14 protein-coding genes are annotated in these 15,547 nt (G+C 38.4%); 6 read left to right on the top strand and 8 right to left on the bottom strand.

The window, feature by feature from the left end; translation table 11 throughout:
• The 3 genes from PVV60_RS06365 to PVV60_RS06355 all read right to left on the bottom strand — a co-directional run.
• A partial coding sequence (locus PVV60_RS06365; RefSeq protein WP_273723866.1) for an Arm DNA-binding domain-containing protein occupies positions 1-638 on the bottom strand: 638 nt, incomplete at its 3' end.
• 381 nt (positions 639-1,019) lie between these two features.
• On the bottom strand, positions 1,020-1,637 hold the full coding sequence (locus tag PVV60_RS06360; RefSeq protein ID WP_273723865.1) for an HD family hydrolase: 618 nt from the start codon (positions 1,635-1,637) through the stop codon (positions 1,020-1,022).
• A complete protein-coding gene (locus PVV60_RS06355; RefSeq protein ID WP_273723864.1) occupies positions 1,630-2,502 on the bottom strand; it encodes a folate-binding protein YgfZ in 873 nt (290 codons plus the stop codon). The genes PVV60_RS06360 and PVV60_RS06355 overlap by 8 nt, the downstream gene beginning before the upstream one ends.
• A 64-nt stretch (positions 2,503-2,566) precedes the next feature.
• Between PVV60_RS06355 and PVV60_RS06350 the strand changes: the two genes are divergently transcribed.
• Entirely contained in the window at positions 2,567-3,895 is a 1,329-nt protein-coding gene (locus tag PVV60_RS06350) for a dihydroorotase (protein ID WP_273723863.1), read from the top strand.
• A 415-nt stretch (positions 3,896-4,310) separates the two neighbouring features.
• Here PVV60_RS06350 and PVV60_RS06345 read toward each other — a convergent pair whose 3' ends face one another.
• On the bottom strand, positions 4,311-4,679 hold the full coding sequence (locus PVV60_RS06345) for a TIGR02301 family protein (RefSeq protein ID WP_273723862.1): 369 nt from the start codon (positions 4,677-4,679) through the stop codon (positions 4,311-4,313).
• Between the two features lie 489 nt (positions 4,680-5,168).
• On the opposite strand from PVV60_RS06345, the gene cysS reads away from it, so the two are divergent.
• The 5 genes from cysS to pssA all read left to right on the top strand — a co-directional run bounded on the left by cysS (position 5,169) and on the right by pssA (position 11,055).
• Positions 5,169-6,677 (top strand): cysteine--tRNA ligase, encoded by a 1,509-nt coding sequence (cysS, locus tag PVV60_RS06340; protein ID WP_273723861.1) that lies wholly within the window; start codon positions 5,169-5,171, stop codon positions 6,675-6,677.
• Positions 6,678-6,721: 44 nt separating this feature from the next.
• Positions 6,722-7,393, top strand: a complete 672-nt coding sequence (locus PVV60_RS06335; protein ID WP_273723860.1) for a DUF421 domain-containing protein — start codon at positions 6,722-6,724, stop codon at positions 7,391-7,393.
• A 114-nt stretch (positions 7,394-7,507) separates the two neighbouring features.
• Positions 7,508-9,391 carry an ABC transporter ATP-binding protein/permease gene (locus PVV60_RS06330; RefSeq protein WP_273723859.1) on the top strand — a complete coding sequence of 628 codons (1,884 nt, stop codon included), beginning with the start codon at positions 7,508-7,510 and terminating at the stop codon, positions 9,389-9,391.
• Positions 9,392-9,508: 117 nt separating this feature from the next.
• The gene (locus tag PVV60_RS06325; RefSeq protein WP_273723858.1) at positions 9,509-10,207 is read left to right on the top strand and encodes a phosphatidylserine decarboxylase; all 699 of its coding nucleotides are present in this window, start codon (positions 9,509-9,511) and stop codon (positions 10,205-10,207) included.
• Positions 10,208-10,215: 8 nt separating this feature from the next.
• Positions 10,216-11,055: a CDP-diacylglycerol--serine O-phosphatidyltransferase gene (gene pssA / locus PVV60_RS06320; protein WP_273723857.1), complete on the top strand. Its 840-nt coding sequence runs from the start codon at positions 10,216-10,218 to the stop codon at positions 11,053-11,055.
• Positions 11,056-11,125: 70 nt separating this feature from the next.
• Here pssA and PVV60_RS06315 read toward each other — a convergent pair whose 3' ends face one another.
• The 4 genes from PVV60_RS06315 to radA form a co-directional block, all read right to left on the bottom strand.
• Positions 11,126-11,875 carry an SDR family NAD(P)-dependent oxidoreductase gene (locus PVV60_RS06315; RefSeq protein ID WP_273723856.1) on the bottom strand — a complete coding sequence of 250 codons (750 nt, stop codon included), beginning with the start codon at positions 11,873-11,875 and terminating at the stop codon, positions 11,126-11,128.
• Between the two features lie 2 nt (positions 11,876-11,877).
• On the bottom strand, positions 11,878-13,371 hold the full coding sequence (gene purF / locus PVV60_RS06310) for an amidophosphoribosyltransferase (RefSeq protein WP_404977300.1): 1,494 nt from the start codon (positions 13,369-13,371) through the stop codon (positions 11,878-11,880).
• A 75-nt stretch (positions 13,372-13,446) separates the two neighbouring features.
• Positions 13,447-14,028, bottom strand: coding sequence for a CvpA family protein (locus PVV60_RS06305; RefSeq protein WP_273723855.1), 582 nt, complete (start codon positions 14,026-14,028; stop codon positions 13,447-13,449).
• Between the two features lie 142 nt (positions 14,029-14,170).
• Positions 14,171-15,547 (bottom strand): DNA repair protein RadA, encoded by a 1,377-nt coding sequence (gene radA / locus PVV60_RS06300; RefSeq protein ID WP_273723854.1) that lies wholly within the window; start codon positions 15,545-15,547, stop codon positions 14,171-14,173.

Below are 15,547 nucleotides of genomic sequence, written 5' to 3'. Positions count from 1 at the left end.
TCTCTCCAATCCATGGCTGGTCTATTAATGGTTTTATGACGTTGTTTACCTAAAAGAGCGCGTGCTTTTGTTGTTGCTTGTAAATCAACATCCAAACCCAAGGCAGCTGCATGTTTGAGACAGAGATTAAGACGTATCAATGCTGTTTGGGCAGTTCTCGCTTTTGAATGCCAAATAGGAGCAAGGGTATCGCGTATCTCTGTTTGTGTAATCTCTGAAACGGGCATACAGCCTAATTTAGGGAGAATATGAAGGCGTAAATGTAAAAACCAATTTCCATCTTTCCCATCTCCTTTTAGTTCAGCTTTACGACTTTCAAAAGCATCCACGGCAATATCTTTTAAGTAATGGAGATTGCGCATTGCCTCACGCTTTTGTTTATTACGTTCTTGAATAGGGTCACGCCCTTCACGTAAAACAGAACGCCATTGCATTGCACATTCACGGGCTTGTTTTAAAGAGACATCTCTTAAAGCACCCAAGCCCATTTCGCGACGACGCCCATGAATGGTATAACGATAAAGCCATTGAGCACCTCCATCTTTACGTTTGTGAAGAAGCAAGCCAGCACCATCATTATATTTGCCAGCCCCCAATGTTGCGACAGACCTTGCATTAAGACGGTTCATAAGAGCCATTTTTAGTCCTTTCTTGTATAAATTTTACCCACACACCAGCCCCGCTTTTGACGTGCAAGCAAGTGATTTTAATTGATTCAATATGAGAGGGTTTGTGATGAGAAAATCTTACTATATTCGGAGGTCTAATTCAATATGAATAACGACAAATTATCTATATAAATCAATGTATTGAATTCTTTCTTTAAAAATTTTTATCCATATGCTGGTCTCGCTTATAATGTGCAAGAGAATGATTTTGATTGATTCAATATAAACAGATTTGAAATGGGTGAATCATGCGATATTAGGGGCTCTCATGCAACATGAAAAAACAATGAATTATTATTATAAATCAGTGTGATGTTTCTGTAATGACAAGGAATCAACAATGCGAAAAGGTTATAATCTTTCGGCATCCAAGTCATTAAAGCGAGTTAAAAATGCGTTTTCAGTTTGTTGGGTAGAATAGGGGTATAAACTAAGATCATCGGGTAAAATATTATTGGGAGAGCCAAAATAGCGAAGGGCTTCTTCTGTATTAAATCCAGCAAGCGTAATTGCTTCATAATATGCAGCGATACGGTCGGCTTGTTTGATTTTTTTTAAAAGTTTTTGAGAAAGATCAACGGGAAGAGAAAAGCGCATGTGGATAGCATCTTGAATGCCTTTTTCAATGCGTTCATATTGTTTTCCTATGACAGCTTTAAAGGGGGAAATCATATCGCCGATGACATATTCTGGAGCATCATGAAGAAGAGCATAAAGACATTCGTTGCTTCCTGATTGTGGAAAAAGTTTTTGAAATATTTGTTCAACCAAAAGTGAATGTTGTGCAACAGAATAGGCATGCTCCCCTCGTGTTTGACCGTTCCAACGTGCCACGCGAGAAAGTCCATGGGCAATATCTTCAATTTCAACATCAAAAGGAGAAGGGTTGAGAAGATCAAGTCTGCGTCCAGAGAGCATTCTTTGCCAAGCGCGTGCTTCTCCATTTTTTAATAATTCAGCTTTAGCCATGCGTATTTTCTATAGTATTTTCAGGAAAGGTAAAATTCATATTTTCAGCAATGTTTATAGTGACAGGAATGTTTTTTACAGTAAAGGGGATATTATGGTCCATAGAATCTTTGACATGGTCCATACGCATTAAAGCGAGAGCCTCATTTTCTACACACGTTCCCAAGTAGCCAAGCACTTTTGTTCCTGCTTCAATGCTAGATTGAGGGGGCAATTCACACTGGCCTTTTACAATAAAAATACGGCGACGTGCTGCACGGTGGTGGTGCATTCGTGAAACAATTTCTTGTCCAATATAACATCCTTTATTGAATGAGAGTCCATTGATTTGATCGTAATTAATATCATGAGGAAAGACTTTACCAATTTCATAGTCTTGATCGCTTTCCGCAATTGCATAACGGATACGCAATTGATTCCATGTGTCATGATATTCTGAAGTCAAAAAAGGTTTTTTGCCATAGATTCGTATTATTTTTTCTTGTTGTGGGAAGCGTTTATCAACAAAACTTGAATCAAAATTTAAAGCTTCTGATTCTTTATTCAAAGAAACTGTAACAAGCTCTTGTAATGGTTGTGTAATTTCTACTTTTTTACGCAGCTTATAGAGCAACAGACGTTGGTGAAGGGTATCAGCTAAAGGCATTCTGATATCAATCAGATAACCATCTTCTTTTTTTCCGATAAGAAAATCAGCAAGAACCTTTCCTTGTGGGGATAAAAGGGCCCCGGGGAAAAGTTCCTGTGGGCTGATTTTTTTTACATCTGTCGTGATAAGGGATTGTAGAAAATCTGTTGCTTCTTCGCCTGTAATTTGAATAAGCCTGCGGTTTTTTAAGCAAATGGCATTTTGTTTTTCAATCATGGTTCTTGCCTTTCTGCTCAAAGTTACATAATCGATAAGTGAGCAATATGTAAGGAGCGTGGCTATGTTTAAAACATTTGATACAATTTTTAAAGGTGCAACACTTGTGAATCATGATGGAAGAAGCAAGCGTGATATTGGTATTACAAATGGTCGTATTGCTGAAATAGGCGACCTTACATGTGCATCGGCTAGTGAGGTCATTGATTGTACGGGACTTCATATTTTACCAGGAATTATTGATAGCCAAGTGCATTTTCGTGAGCCAGGAAATGAATATAAGGAGGATTTGGAAAGTGGCTCGTATTCTGCTGTGTTAGGGGGTGTTACGGCAGTTTTTGACATGCCTAATACCAATCCATTGACAACATCAGAAGAAACATTAAGCGATAAGGTTAAACGCGGATTTCATCGAATGCATTGTGATTTTGCATTTTGGGTTGGAGGAACGCGTGAAAATGCCCATGAACTCTCTGAGTTAGAAAGACTTCCTGGTGCGGCTGGAATTAAAGTCTTTATGGGGTCCTCTACTGGTAATCTTTTGGTTGATGATGATGAAAGTGTACGCCTTATTTTGAAGAATACACGTCGTCGTGCAGCTTTTCATTCTGAAGATGAGGCGAGGCTCAAAGAGCGTAAAATATTGCGTATTGAAGGGGATGCATCGTCACATCCGATTTGGCGTGATGAAGTTGCGGCATTAAAATGTACACAGCGTTTGGTAAAAATTGCCCATGAGACGAAGGCACGGATTCATGTGCTCCATCTTTCGACAGAAGAAGAAATTGATTTTTTAAAAAAACATAAGGATGTTGCAACAATTGAAGTGACACAACATCATTTGACTCTCACGGCTGATGATTATAAGAAGCTCGGTACACTCATTCAGATGAATCCGCCTATTCGTGAGTCGCGCCACCGTGAAGCTCTTTGGTACGGTGTTCAACAAGGAATTATTGATGTCTTAGGCTCAGATCATGCGCCTCATACTCTTGAAGAAAAGCTTAAACCTTATCCCTCTTCACCTTCAGGAATGACAGGGGTGCAAACAACAGCAGCACTTATGTTAACACATGTGAATGCAGAGAAAATATCTCTTGAACGTTTTGTTGATCTTACTTCACATGGCCCTAGTCGTATTTTTGGTATAAGCTGCAAAGGGCGTATTGCTGTTGGGTACGATGCTGATTTAACCATTGTTGATCTTAAGAGAGAAGAAATTATCACGAATAGCTTAATTGGTTCGCGTGCCGGTTGGACACCTTATGATGGTCAAAAAGTTAAAGGTTGGCCTGTTGGGACTATTATCCGTGGTATGCGCGTTATGTGGGAAGGTGAAATTGTCACACCGTCACAAGGAGAGCCTGTTAAATTTATAGAAACTTTGGTGTAAACAGATTAAAATTATAAGTATGCTGTAAAATATCATCTTTTAGAGTGTTGATATAGGGTATGTCAGCCTCTTTTGCACATAAGTGTTTTTTTATGCGTGGTGAATATTCTTAGGATTGTTTGTAGGAACTATGAAGCAAATTACATACGTTAGAAGCCAAGAGGAATCTTGTTCAACAAGAACCTAGATTATTTACAGAGCAAATTTAGTTAAAAATCTTCGTTCTTTGAGGTATGGGGGGAAGCCAAAGAGCGATTTTGTATGGGAAAAGGCGCTCATACGAATAAAAGCGTATTGAGACATTATTCTTTAAAAATCTCTCTATTTTCAGAGCTGGTTTATTGTTCCTCGCATTTGTGAGAGGAGTATCACTGATATCGCTAAAATTAAGGGAGATACTTTTTGTATAGATTAATTATTTATAATGCATGAGGAGATTTTCAGATAAAATTCTTCCTTCCTCAATGTATCTTTGATTGGCTTCAATGGCTGCTTGTGTACAATGATGATAATTTTCTGAGAAAGCACGATAAGCTTCATTAAACGCTTCATAAAAATAAGCACGTCTTTGTGGAATGAGGTGTTCTGCTTCAATCAGTGCATTCATATAATCATACCATTGGTTTGTTGGAGGCTCGCAAAGATTTTGGAGAGAATGCAATGATCCCAAAATTTCTGCTAATCGGAGTAATTTTTTTTCATAAGGTGGAGATTGTTGCGCAAAGGCTGGCGTTGAAATGACAAGAAATATTAAAATAATGATGTTCATCAATCTATTAAGCATTATTTTGATCGCTTTCTTTGAATAAAACTCTGTACAGATAAAATAATTTTGTCATGAGAACGATGTAAAAAAATAGAGTTAATTGCTGCATTATTCTCAATTGTTGATTTAAAATATAGGGCGTAAGAGGCAGTAAGGAACCCGTTGTGGAATTATTGAAAATACTGACAAAGCTTTGTGTAGTTTAAAATTTAAGATTTGCTTCCTGCAAACGATCTATTTTTCACATAGATTTTTGCCTATAGAATTTTTTCTAAGTTCGTTTTGTTTAAAGAGGGAAAGCATCTCTAATGATAGAATGCTTTTGTTCAATCAAATAAAATAGATTGTTTTTATGATAAATGATGAATACAGCCGTGAATACAATGGAAAATGGTAAGAAGAATTTACTATAGGATAAAATTTTTGAGCCTAAACCGCGTAATAGGATAAGTTGAGATAAGATACATCTAAAAGGAGCGGTGCATAATATCGTCCATGGAGTTAATAATGAAAGAGTTGCGATTTTATAATACGCTGACACGTAAAAAAGAAAATTTTACACCAATAGATGCGACAAGAGTACGTCTTTATGTTTGTGGCCCGACAGTTTATGATTATGCGCATATAGGAAATGCACGCCCTGTCATTGTTTTTGATGTTTTATTTCGTTTATTGCGTCATGTTTATGGCAATGAGCATGTTCTATATGCACGTAATATTACAGATGTTGATGATAAAATTAATGCGCGAGCAGCTTGCGAATATCCAAACTTGTCACTGAATGACGCTATTCGTCAATTAACAGAACGTACATATTTCCAGTTTCAACAAGATACAATAGCACTTGGTTGTCTATTGCCAACTAGCCAGCCACGCGCAACCGAGCATTTAGAGGAGATGCGCTCTTTAATTGAAAGATTACTTGAAAAGGGGCACGCTTATAAAGCGGAAAATCATATATTATTTTCTGTAAGTAGCATAAAAAATCCTCCCCATTATGGGGCATTTGCAAATCGTTCTTTAGATGAAATGAGGGCGGGGGCACGTATTGATGTTGCTGCTTATAAAAGGGAAGAGATGGATTTTGTTTTATGGAAGCCTTCTGTGGAAGGGGAGCCGGGTTGGGAATCGCCGGCCGGAATTCCTGTTTTAGGTCGTCCAGGTTGGCATATTGAATGTTCTGCGATGTCAATGGCAAAGTTATTAGCACCCTATGGCGGTGGTTTAACCTGTGATGATCCGACCGCGAATGTTTTTGATATCCATGGTGGTGGACTTGATTTAATTTTTCCTCATCATGAAAATGAGATTGCACAAAGTTGTTCAGCTTTTGGGACGGAGAGAATGGCTAATTTTTGGATGCATAATGGTTTTTTACAAGTTGAAGGCAAAAAGATGTCGAAAAGCTTTGGCAATTTCATAACTATTCGTTCTGTTTTAGAGAGTAATTTTGGGGAGTTTAATGGTATTTTAACCGATGAAATGAAGCAAAATTGGGCTGGTTTGTCTGCACGTTTTTCTATGTTGCAAACGCATTATCGTGAACCATTAAATTGGACAGCACAGCGTTTAATACAATCGAGCAGCGAACTGTATCGTTGGTATGAATTGCTTCGCAGCAAAAAAAGTGAGATGGAAAACAATGAAGCGATTGATGATACTTTGATAGATGCACTCAGTGATGATCTTAATACTCCAAAAGCACTGACTCTTTTACGAGAGTTTTATAAAAAAGGGAATGCTTTGGCTCTTGCTAATGGGATGAATTTATTAGGACTGTTACGACAAGAATGGATTAAAGAAATAGACTGCCTATTATTTATGAGAAAAACTTTCCTTGATACAAAATTTATTGATCAGCGCATTGCCGAAAGACTACGACTTATCCATAATAAAGAGTGGGAAGCTGCGGATACAATTCGTGATGAGCTTGCAGCCGAGGGGGTTCTTTTAAAAGACAGTAAGGATCCGCAGAGTGGTGAGCGCATAACTTTGTGGGAAATAAAACGATTCTAATTTTCCTATCCCAGCAGCTTACATAAATAAAGGGAGAAAGTTTGATGGAATTTTTATATCATTATGGATATATCGCGCTTAAGCTGGTTGTAGGTCTTGTTGCCTTCTTATTTATTTTAAGAACGACGGGGCGGGGGAGTCTTAGTCAGATGACACCAGTTGATTTGGTCAGTAATTTTGTTATGGGAGGTATTATTGGAGGCGTTATCTATAATCAGAATATTAGTAGCCTTCAATTATTGCTTGTTTTATTCATCTGGCAAACCTTGATTACATCTTTTAATTTTTTTGCACGCTATTCAGTTTTTTTTCGTCGTCTTATTGCAGGGCGGAATGTCACATTAGTTTTAGATGGAGTTTTCCAAATGGATAAGATTAAGAATTTAGGGATCAATATTAATGATCTCATTACGATGTTACGTCTTAAAGGGTGTCACTTACATGAAGCTGCTTTTGTTCGTTTGGAAACCAATGGTGATTGCACTGTCATTAAAAAGGACGAGGGAAAGAAATCGACGATTTTAATAGAAAATGGTGAAGTTATTGATGATGGACTTAAAGAGATTGGTAAAACAAAAAAGTGGCTTCAGGCAGAATTGAGAAAAAAGCATGTAAAAGTTGAAAATTTGTTTGCAGCAGAGTGGTATGAAAATACAGATCAAAATAATAAATTGTATAGTGGATTATTTCTTGTTCCTTTTTCAAAAACAGTCTAACTTCAAATAACAAGTGGGGATAGCTTATTGGAAGCATAATGAAGAGATGAGCCTATAAACAACCGCAAGGGGTATTTTGCCTGTTTGTGCGGATGATAGAGAAGTAAGGACTTTATGAAACGCAATGAAATGACAAAAACTGTATCATCAGATACAGGGAAAACTCTGCACACACTTTACAATTTATGGCCCTATATGTGGCCAGTAGGTCGGCGTGATCTAAAAATGCGTGTGCTATGGGCAATATTTTATCTTGTTTTGGCTAAGCTTGTTCTCATATCTGTACCGTATTTCTTTAAATATTCTACGAATGTGCTTGATTCAAGCTTTCAGCCACCTGAATGGTTTCCATCCAGTTGGATTATTCCCATCATGCTCGTTTTGGCATACAACGTCGCGCGTATTATGCAGGCTGGATTAAATCAATTACGCGATTCCCTTTTTGCTACTGTTGGTCAATACGCTGTTCGTCAATTAGCTTATAAAACCTTTGTACATATGCATGAGTTATCCTTGCGCTTTCATTTGGAACGCCGAACAGGCGGTCTTTCTCGTGTGATTGAGCGTGGAACAAAAGGAATTGAAGCGATCGTAAGATTTTCAATTCTTAGTACAGTACCGACAGTTTTAGAATTTATATTAACGGCACTGGTATTTTACATAAGTTATGGGTGGCATTATCTTCTCATCGTTGTTGCAACGGTTGGATTATATATCTTGTTTACCATTAAGGCGAGTGATTGGCGTATTCGTATTCGGCAAAAAATGAATACAGCGGATACTGAGGCGAATACTCGCGCTGTTGATTCTCTTTTGAATTTTGAAACGGTCAAATATTTTGGTAATGAAACTCTAGAAGCCGATCGATTTGATGCTTCTATGGTAGGTTATGAAAAAGCCGCAACAAAGATTTGGACATCGTTAAGTTGGCTTAATTTTGGTCAGACTCTTATCTTTGGTCTTGGAATGACGATCATGATGCTGATGTCAGCTTATGAAGTTTTTTATAAGACACAAACTTTAGGAGATTTTGTTTTTATTAATGCACTTTTAATGCAACTTTCCATTCCACTGAATTTTATTGGTTCAATGTATCGTGATATTCGACAAGGTTTAACGGATATTGAAGCAATGTTTGATCTTTTAGATGTTCAGAAGGAGATCGTTGATAAATCGGATGCTAAACCGTTAGAGATAAGCGATGGGACCATTTGTTTTCATCAGGTGAAGTTTTCCTATGATTCGAGACGTCAGATTCTCAGAGATATTGATTTTAAAGTTCCTGGAGGAAAAACAGTCGCCATTGTCGGTCCATCTGGTGCAGGTAAATCAACTATTTCTCGGTTGCTTTTTCGGTTTTATGATGTTGACGCGGGTTCTATCACAATTGACGGGCAGGATATTCGTGACGTAACACAAAAGAGTTTGCGTAAAGCGATTGGCATGGTCCCACAAGATACAGTGTTATTTAATGATACAATTGCCTATAATATTTGCTATGGGCGTCCAAGTGCTACAGATGAAGAAATGCGCAAAGCTGCTGAAATGGCACAAATATCAAAATTTATTGAAATTTTACCGGAAGGTTTTCAGTCTATGGTAGGAGAGCGAGGTCTCAAATTATCAGGTGGTGAAAAACAACGTGTGGCTATTGCACGGACACTTTTAAAAGCTCCCCCACTTCTTATTCTAGATGAAGCAACATCGGCTCTTGATACGGCAACGGAACAGGAAATTCAACAAGCATTGGATATTGTAAGCCGTGGACGTACAACATTGATTATTGCTCACCGTCTTTCTACTGTTATCAATGCTGATGAAATTTTAGTTCTTAAAAGTGGTCGTATTATTGAAAATGGGACGCATACAGAGCTTTTACGTAAGAAAGGTTTATATGCTTCAATGTGGAATAAGCAGCTTGAAGCATCGAAAGCTGAAGAAAAATTACGTAAAATGCGTGAAGAAGATGAGACGAGTGCTGTTAATCGTAAAAAATAAATAGAGCAAAATGTAATCTATATCTTTATATGGAGTGATTGATTAAATACATAAAAAGACACAAGAGGAACAAAAAGATTTGTTGCTTGTTTAAGTTTACGATGAATAGGAAATTATATGAGTATTCTGCAATCTTTCCATAATAGCTTTGTATCGGTTCATAAAGAAGGTTATCCTTTTATTGTAGCGTTTTTTGTTGTTTCGCTCATTCTTGGTTGGATATGGAGTCCGTTGTTTTGGTTTGGTCTCATTCTCACTGTGTGGTGTATATACTTTTTCCGTGATCCAGATCGTGTGATTCCTTTGAATTCAAATTGGGTTATGTCTCCTGCAGATGGGCGTATTTCATTTGTGGAATCATGTGTTCCACCTGAAGAATTAGGATTAGGGAAAGATGAAATGATCCGTATTTCCATTTTTATGGATGTTTTTTCATGCCATATTAATCGTATTCCTATCAGTGGTACAGTAGAGTCTATCGTTTATCATCCAGGTCGATTTACCAATGCTGACTTTGATAAAGCGAGTCAGTTTAATGAGCGTAATGGGGTAGTGATTGATAGCAAACATGGTAAAATTGGTATCGTACAAATAGCAGGAATGGTTGCACGCCGGATTGTTTGCTGGTCAAAAGAAAACGATGCCGTTATAACTGGTGAGCGATTTGGATTGATTCGTTTTGGTTCTCGCCTTGATATTTATATACCAACTGAAATGAAATTGCGTGTTGCAGTTGGACAGACAGCAATTGCTGGAGAGACAGTTTTGGGTTCTTTTGATGATAAGAGTGCCACAACGGATTTCAGATACGATTAGGATTCACAATGAAAAATTTTTCGCCATTTTCTTCATTCAATCCTGAGGGGCAGCATGATGATGTTGCAAATCGGCGGCGTTCACCTACATCAATGCGGTATGTCATTCCCAATATCATTACTATTTTAGCAATTTGTGCAGGAATGAGCAGCATTCGTTTAGCTTTTGAACATCGCTATGAAGCTGCTATTTTAATGGTGCTTTTGGCCGCAGTTTTAGACGGCGCTGATGGTCGCATTGCCCGTTTAATAGATGGTAGTTCATCTTTTGGGGCACAGATGGATTCTCTTGCTGATGTTGTAAATTTTGGTGTTACCCCTGCACTTATTGTTTATTCCTTTATCTTGAATCAAGCAAATCACATTGGTTGGGTTGCTGCCCTTGTTTATTGTGTTGCTTGTTGTTTGCGGTTAGCACGTTTTAATGTGATGTTGGATAACACCAATATACCTAAGTGGCAGAAAAGTTATTTTGTTGGTGTTCCAGCACCAGCAGGAGCATTACTCCTTTTATTGCCTACCTATTTAGGCACTCTTGGTTTGGTTCCCAGTTGGGGGTGGGCATTGTTTTTTAGTCTTTATACTGTAATTATTGCTTTTCTTTTGATTAGTCGTTTACCAGTATGGAATGCAAAAACAATTGATCAAAATTTAAGGCGCGATATTGTTATACCATGCATGTTGGTGATTGTTATTTATGTCGGTTTTCTTGCGACGTACACATGGAAAACTTTATTGATTACAGCAGTTAGCTATATGATTTTTCTCCCCTGTAGTTTTATCGCTTATAATAAACGTGCTACTTTAGAAGAGAAAAAAGCTGATGCTAAAGCTATCCAAGAATCATAAAGTGCTTCATTCTTCTGCTGAGAAGTACAGGAAAAAGAGATAATCAAACGATTTATTTCTCATATGATGATCAATCAGGTACGTGATAATCTACAAACCGATTTTTACGGACATTAAAGAGTTTTCCAGTTTCCTTTAAATCAGGTGATAACAGATGTACTATCTTTTTTGCAACCTCTTGTGGTGAAGGGAGAGTTTGTGGATCTTCACCGGGCATAGCTTCAGCGCGCATGGCAGTGCGTGTGGCACCAGGGTTGACACAATTAATCTTTATAGGGGTTTGTTTGAGTTCTTCTGCCCAACAGCGGGCAATCATCTCTAAAGCCGCTTTCGAGGCTGCATAAGCTCCCCAGAAAGGGCGCGCAGCATGCGCAACGCTTGAGGATAACAGGATGGCCCGTCCAGCATCAGATTTACGTAATAAAGGCTCAACGGCTTTCATTAAGCGCCATTGGCTGAAAAAGTTTATTTGAAAAACATCTTCAAATACCGTGTTTTCTATATGCGCTATTGGTGAAAGTGTTCCAAGAATTCCTGCGTTTGCAACGATAATATCAAGTTTTTTCCAGCGTTTGGCAATTGAGATAGCGAGAGTATCGATGTTTTCCATATGATGCAAGTCAAGGGGAACAAGGGTTGCATGAGCCCCTTTTTCTCGTATTTGATTATCTAATTCAGTAAGTCCACTGACTGTGCGTGCAAGAGCAATAATATGAGCGCCGCGTGCAGCAAGCTCGAGTGCTAAATAATAGCCAATTCCTCTTGATGCGCCAGTAACAAGTGCAACACGCCCATGGAGACTAAAGTCAAGTTTTGTCATCATTAATCTCTTGTTTTAAGAACAGATGATTGATGAATTTTGGAGAGATTTTCTTGATCAACCAGTTGCGTAGGATAATATCCAGTAAAATAATGGTCAGTAAATTGTGGATCGGCGTTATTCCGTTTTTCCCCTGCTACAGCAAGATATAATCCATCCGTTGAAAGAAATTCTAATGAATCCGCTCCAATAAAATCACACATAGATTTTAAATCTGGATATTGATTTGCTAAAAGGTTTTCAGCTTTAGGTGTATCAATACCATAAAAGTCAGGATAAAAAATCATAGGGCTAGAAATGCGCATATGAACTTCTTTTGCTCCTGCATCGCGAAGCATTCGTACAATTTTAAGGGATGTTGTTCCACGTACAATAGAGTCATCAACCAGAATAACACGTTTTCCTTCAATCACAGAACGGTTTGCCGAATGTTTTAACTTGACACCAAAAGCGCGAATTTGTTGTGTTGGTTCGATAAAAGTGCGACCAACATAGTGATTACGAATAATACCAAGCTCGAAGGGAATTCCAATTTCTTGTGCATAGCCAATTGCGGCAGGCGTTCCTCCATCAGGAACAGGAACCACAACATCACCCTCACAAGGGGCTTCCTGTGCTAAATGAATTCCCATATTTTTGCGTGTTGTATAAACACTCCGCCCTCCAACGATTGAGTCTGGGCGGGCAAAATAAACATATTCAAACAAGCAAAGTTTTTCTGGTTTTTCATTTTCTGGTTTTATAATTTTTTTCGTAATTTCCCCATTTTTTTGTATTTCACATATGATGATCTCTCCATTTTTAACATCACGGACATATTTTGCTCCAATAATATCAAGAGCACAAGTTTCAGAACAAAAGATAGGCTTACCATCAAGTTCCCCCATCACGAGAGGTCTAATCCCTGTTGGATCGCGTGCCGCAATAAGTTTTGTACGTGTGAGTGCTAACATAGCATACCCACCTTCTACTTGCCGAATTGCATCAACAAAACGATCAGAGGACGATTCATAACGTGAGCGGGCAATAAGATGGAGAAAAACTTCTGAATCTGACGTTGATTGACAGATAGCACCAGAAGCGATGAGTTCACGGCGTAATGTGAGACCATTGGTAAGATTACCATTATGCGCAATAGCAATACCTCCAACTTTCAATTCAGCAAAAAGGGGCTGAACATTGCGTAATGCCACTTCTCCAGTTGTTGAATAACGGGTATGTCCGATAGCACGATTTCCTGGTAAGCGTGCAAGTGTTGTAGGGTTTGTATAGTGATCACCAACAAGACCTAAATGCTTTTCTTGATGAAATATTTTATTATGGTAAGAAACAATCCCAGCCGCTTCTTGCCCACGATGCTGAAGTGCGTGGAGTCCAAGAGCTGTTAATGTTGCGGCATCTTCATGCCCAAGAATACCAAAAACGCCACATTCTTCATGAAGGGTATCATCATCTAATGAAAATTCTTGACAGAAAACATCACTTTTTATCATCATATTCTTTCAGTTGTGATACGGAGGAATCGTTAATATCACATTTTACATCATTTAGTTCTCTCTCCTCATGAAAAACTATTCTCTATTTTTAAAAATTATCTTTTCATGAGAGTGTTTCTCATACGTATGTTTATTGCTGTCTTTAAACAAATTTTCTGCCTTTTCAAGAACAGATCCAATATCTTTTGGGAGTATTTCCCAAACTTTTTGTCCCAATGAATCTAAAATAGGCCTTGTTTTTGCATTTTTTAACCAATTCGCTTGAAGCTCAGGTTTAATCAGTGCATTAATCAGCAACATACCGATGACCATGATAAGTAAACCACGAAGTGCTCCAAAAATAAAACCAATAGCACGGTCAAGGATACCAATTCGACTATCAATAATAAAATCAGAGATCTTCATTGTAATAATTGAAGTAATAATGAGAACAATAATAAAAATAGTGACTAATGTTGTGATCAATGCAACCATTTTATTAGAGAGATAGTGTTCAAAGAAAGGTAAGACAGGTTTGAATAAAAACAGTGTCGTAACAGCTGCAACTGCCCAAGAAATCAACGATAACACTTCACGTGAAAATCCTCTAAGCATAGCAAGAAAAGCGGACAACAGGATGATTACTACGACAATTCCATCAAGGATTGTTATGATCATTTGTTTGTTCCTTATACATAAAGTTGTGTTCTTTTAAGTCTGTGTGCAAATATATTTTTTGTTATGCCATTTTTTGTTCTTATAGCAAGGATCTTTTGTATTTTATAGAGTTTTTTCTATATTATCATATCTGTGGTGCAGATTATTTTTTACTTACGGTAAGAGTAGCAACGAGTTCGGGAAGGTCGGAGAAAGTTTTTTGTTGAAAATTGAGCGACTTCATCATTTCGGTTGTTGTTGTGGGGTGAAAGGCTCCTTGAAAGCCGAGTTTTTTTGCTTCATTGATGCGCTGTGCTGAGTGTGAAACAGCGCGGGTAGCTCCTGAAAGACTGACTTCACCAAAATATACATAATCCGTTGGCAATGCGATATTGGCAAGAGAGGATACCAAAGCAGCGGCTACAGCTAAATCAGCAGCGGGTTCTGATATGCGATATCCACCTGCCACGTTCAGATAGACATCATGTTGTCCAAAACGAATGCCACAATGAGCTTCTAAAACGGCAAGAATCATAGAAAGACGATTTCCATCCCATCCGACAACCGCACGTCTTGGTGTTCCAAGGGAAGAAGGAGCAACAAGCGCTTGAATTTCTACGAGTATCGGGCGTGTCCCTTCCATTCCTGCAAAAACAGCAGCGCCTGGCGCTTTTTCATTACGTTCCCCTAAAAATAATTCAGATGGATTTATTACTTCGCGCAATCCTTTATCAGACATTTCAAAGACACCAATTTCATCTGTTGGTCCGAAGCGATTTTTTACAGTTCTAAGAATGCGATAATGATGTCCTCCTTCACCCTCAAAATAAAGAACGCCATCAACCATATGTTCAACGACCCGAGGACCAGCAATTTGTCCATCTTTTGTAACATGCCCAACAAGAACAACGGCAGCACCTGTTTTCTTGGCAAAGCGGATCATTGCCTGAGCACCAATACGTACTTGTGTAACAGTGCCAGGTGCTGAATCTGCTGTATCTGACCATAGGGTTTGAATCGAATCGATAATCACCATATCAAGGTTTTTATGTTCGCTTAAGGTTGCCAGAATATCTTCAACATTGGTTTCAGCAGCAAGTTTCACCTCTGTATTGTTAGCTTCAAGCCTTTGCGCGCGCAGACAAATTTGCGCAATAGCCTCTTCACCTGAAACATAGATAACATTATATCCTTTGCGTGATAAAGCAGCAGCTGTTTGTGTCAGCAATGTTGATTTACCAATACCCGGATCACCTCCAACAAGGAGTGCTGATCCACGAACAAAGCCCCCACCGGTAACACGATCAAGTTCAGCAATACCAGAGTGAATACGTGGAGCATCTTCGATATTTCCAGAAAGAGATGTGAGTGTGACAATGCGTCCTTTACGAACATTTTGCTTAGGACCGCTTCCGATGCCGCCATTTATAGTTTCTTCGATAAGGGAATTCCATTCTCCACAAGCACTACATTTTCCTGCCCAACGAGAATGGACAGTTCCACAATTTTGACAGATAAACTGAACACGATTACGCACCAT

The sequence above is a fragment of the Bartonella sp. AU18XJBT genome (genome assembly GCF_028618595.1).
Classification (GTDB): Bacteria; Pseudomonadota; Alphaproteobacteria; order Rhizobiales; family Rhizobiaceae; genus Bartonella.
This window is presented reverse-complemented; position numbering and strand designations above follow the sequence as displayed.

Bases quoted from the DNA above. Each gene is read 5' to 3' on its own strand.
- PVV60_RS06360 (WP_273723865.1), bottom strand. From the start codon at position 1,637: ATGGCTAAAGCTGAATTATTAAAAAATGGAGAAGCACGCGCTTGGCAA.
- PVV60_RS06355 (WP_273723864.1), bottom strand. From the start codon at position 2,502: ATGATTGAAAAACAAAATGCCATTTGCTTAAAAAACCGCAGGCTTATT.
- PVV60_RS06350 (WP_273723863.1), top strand. From the start codon at position 2,567: ATGTTTAAAACATTTGATACAATTTTTAAAGGTGCAACACTTGTGAAT.
- PVV60_RS06345 (WP_273723862.1), bottom strand. From the start codon at position 4,679: ATGCTTAATAGATTGATGAACATCATTATTTTAATATTTCTTGTCATT.
- cysS (WP_273723861.1), top strand. From the start codon at position 5,169: ATGAAAGAGTTGCGATTTTATAATACGCTGACACGTAAAAAAGAAAAT.
- PVV60_RS06335 (WP_273723860.1), top strand. From the start codon at position 6,722: ATGGAATTTTTATATCATTATGGATATATCGCGCTTAAGCTGGTTGTA.
- PVV60_RS06330 (WP_273723859.1), top strand. From the start codon at position 7,508: ATGAAACGCAATGAAATGACAAAAACTGTATCATCAGATACAGGGAAA.
- PVV60_RS06325 (WP_273723858.1), top strand. From the start codon at position 9,509: ATGAGTATTCTGCAATCTTTCCATAATAGCTTTGTATCGGTTCATAAA.
- pssA (WP_273723857.1), top strand. From the start codon at position 10,216: ATGAAAAATTTTTCGCCATTTTCTTCATTCAATCCTGAGGGGCAGCAT.
- PVV60_RS06315 (WP_273723856.1), bottom strand. From the start codon at position 11,875: ATGACAAAACTTGACTTTAGTCTCCATGGGCGTGTTGCACTTGTTACT.
- purF (WP_404977300.1), bottom strand. From the start codon at position 13,371: ATGATGATAAAAAGTGATGTTTTCTGTCAAGAATTTTCATTAGATGAT.
- PVV60_RS06305 (WP_273723855.1), bottom strand. From the start codon at position 14,028: ATGATCATAACAATCCTTGATGGAATTGTCGTAGTAATCATCCTGTTG.
- radA (WP_273723854.1), bottom strand. From the start codon at position 15,547: ATGGTGCGTAATCGTGTTCAGTTTATCTGTCAAAATTGTGGAACTGTC.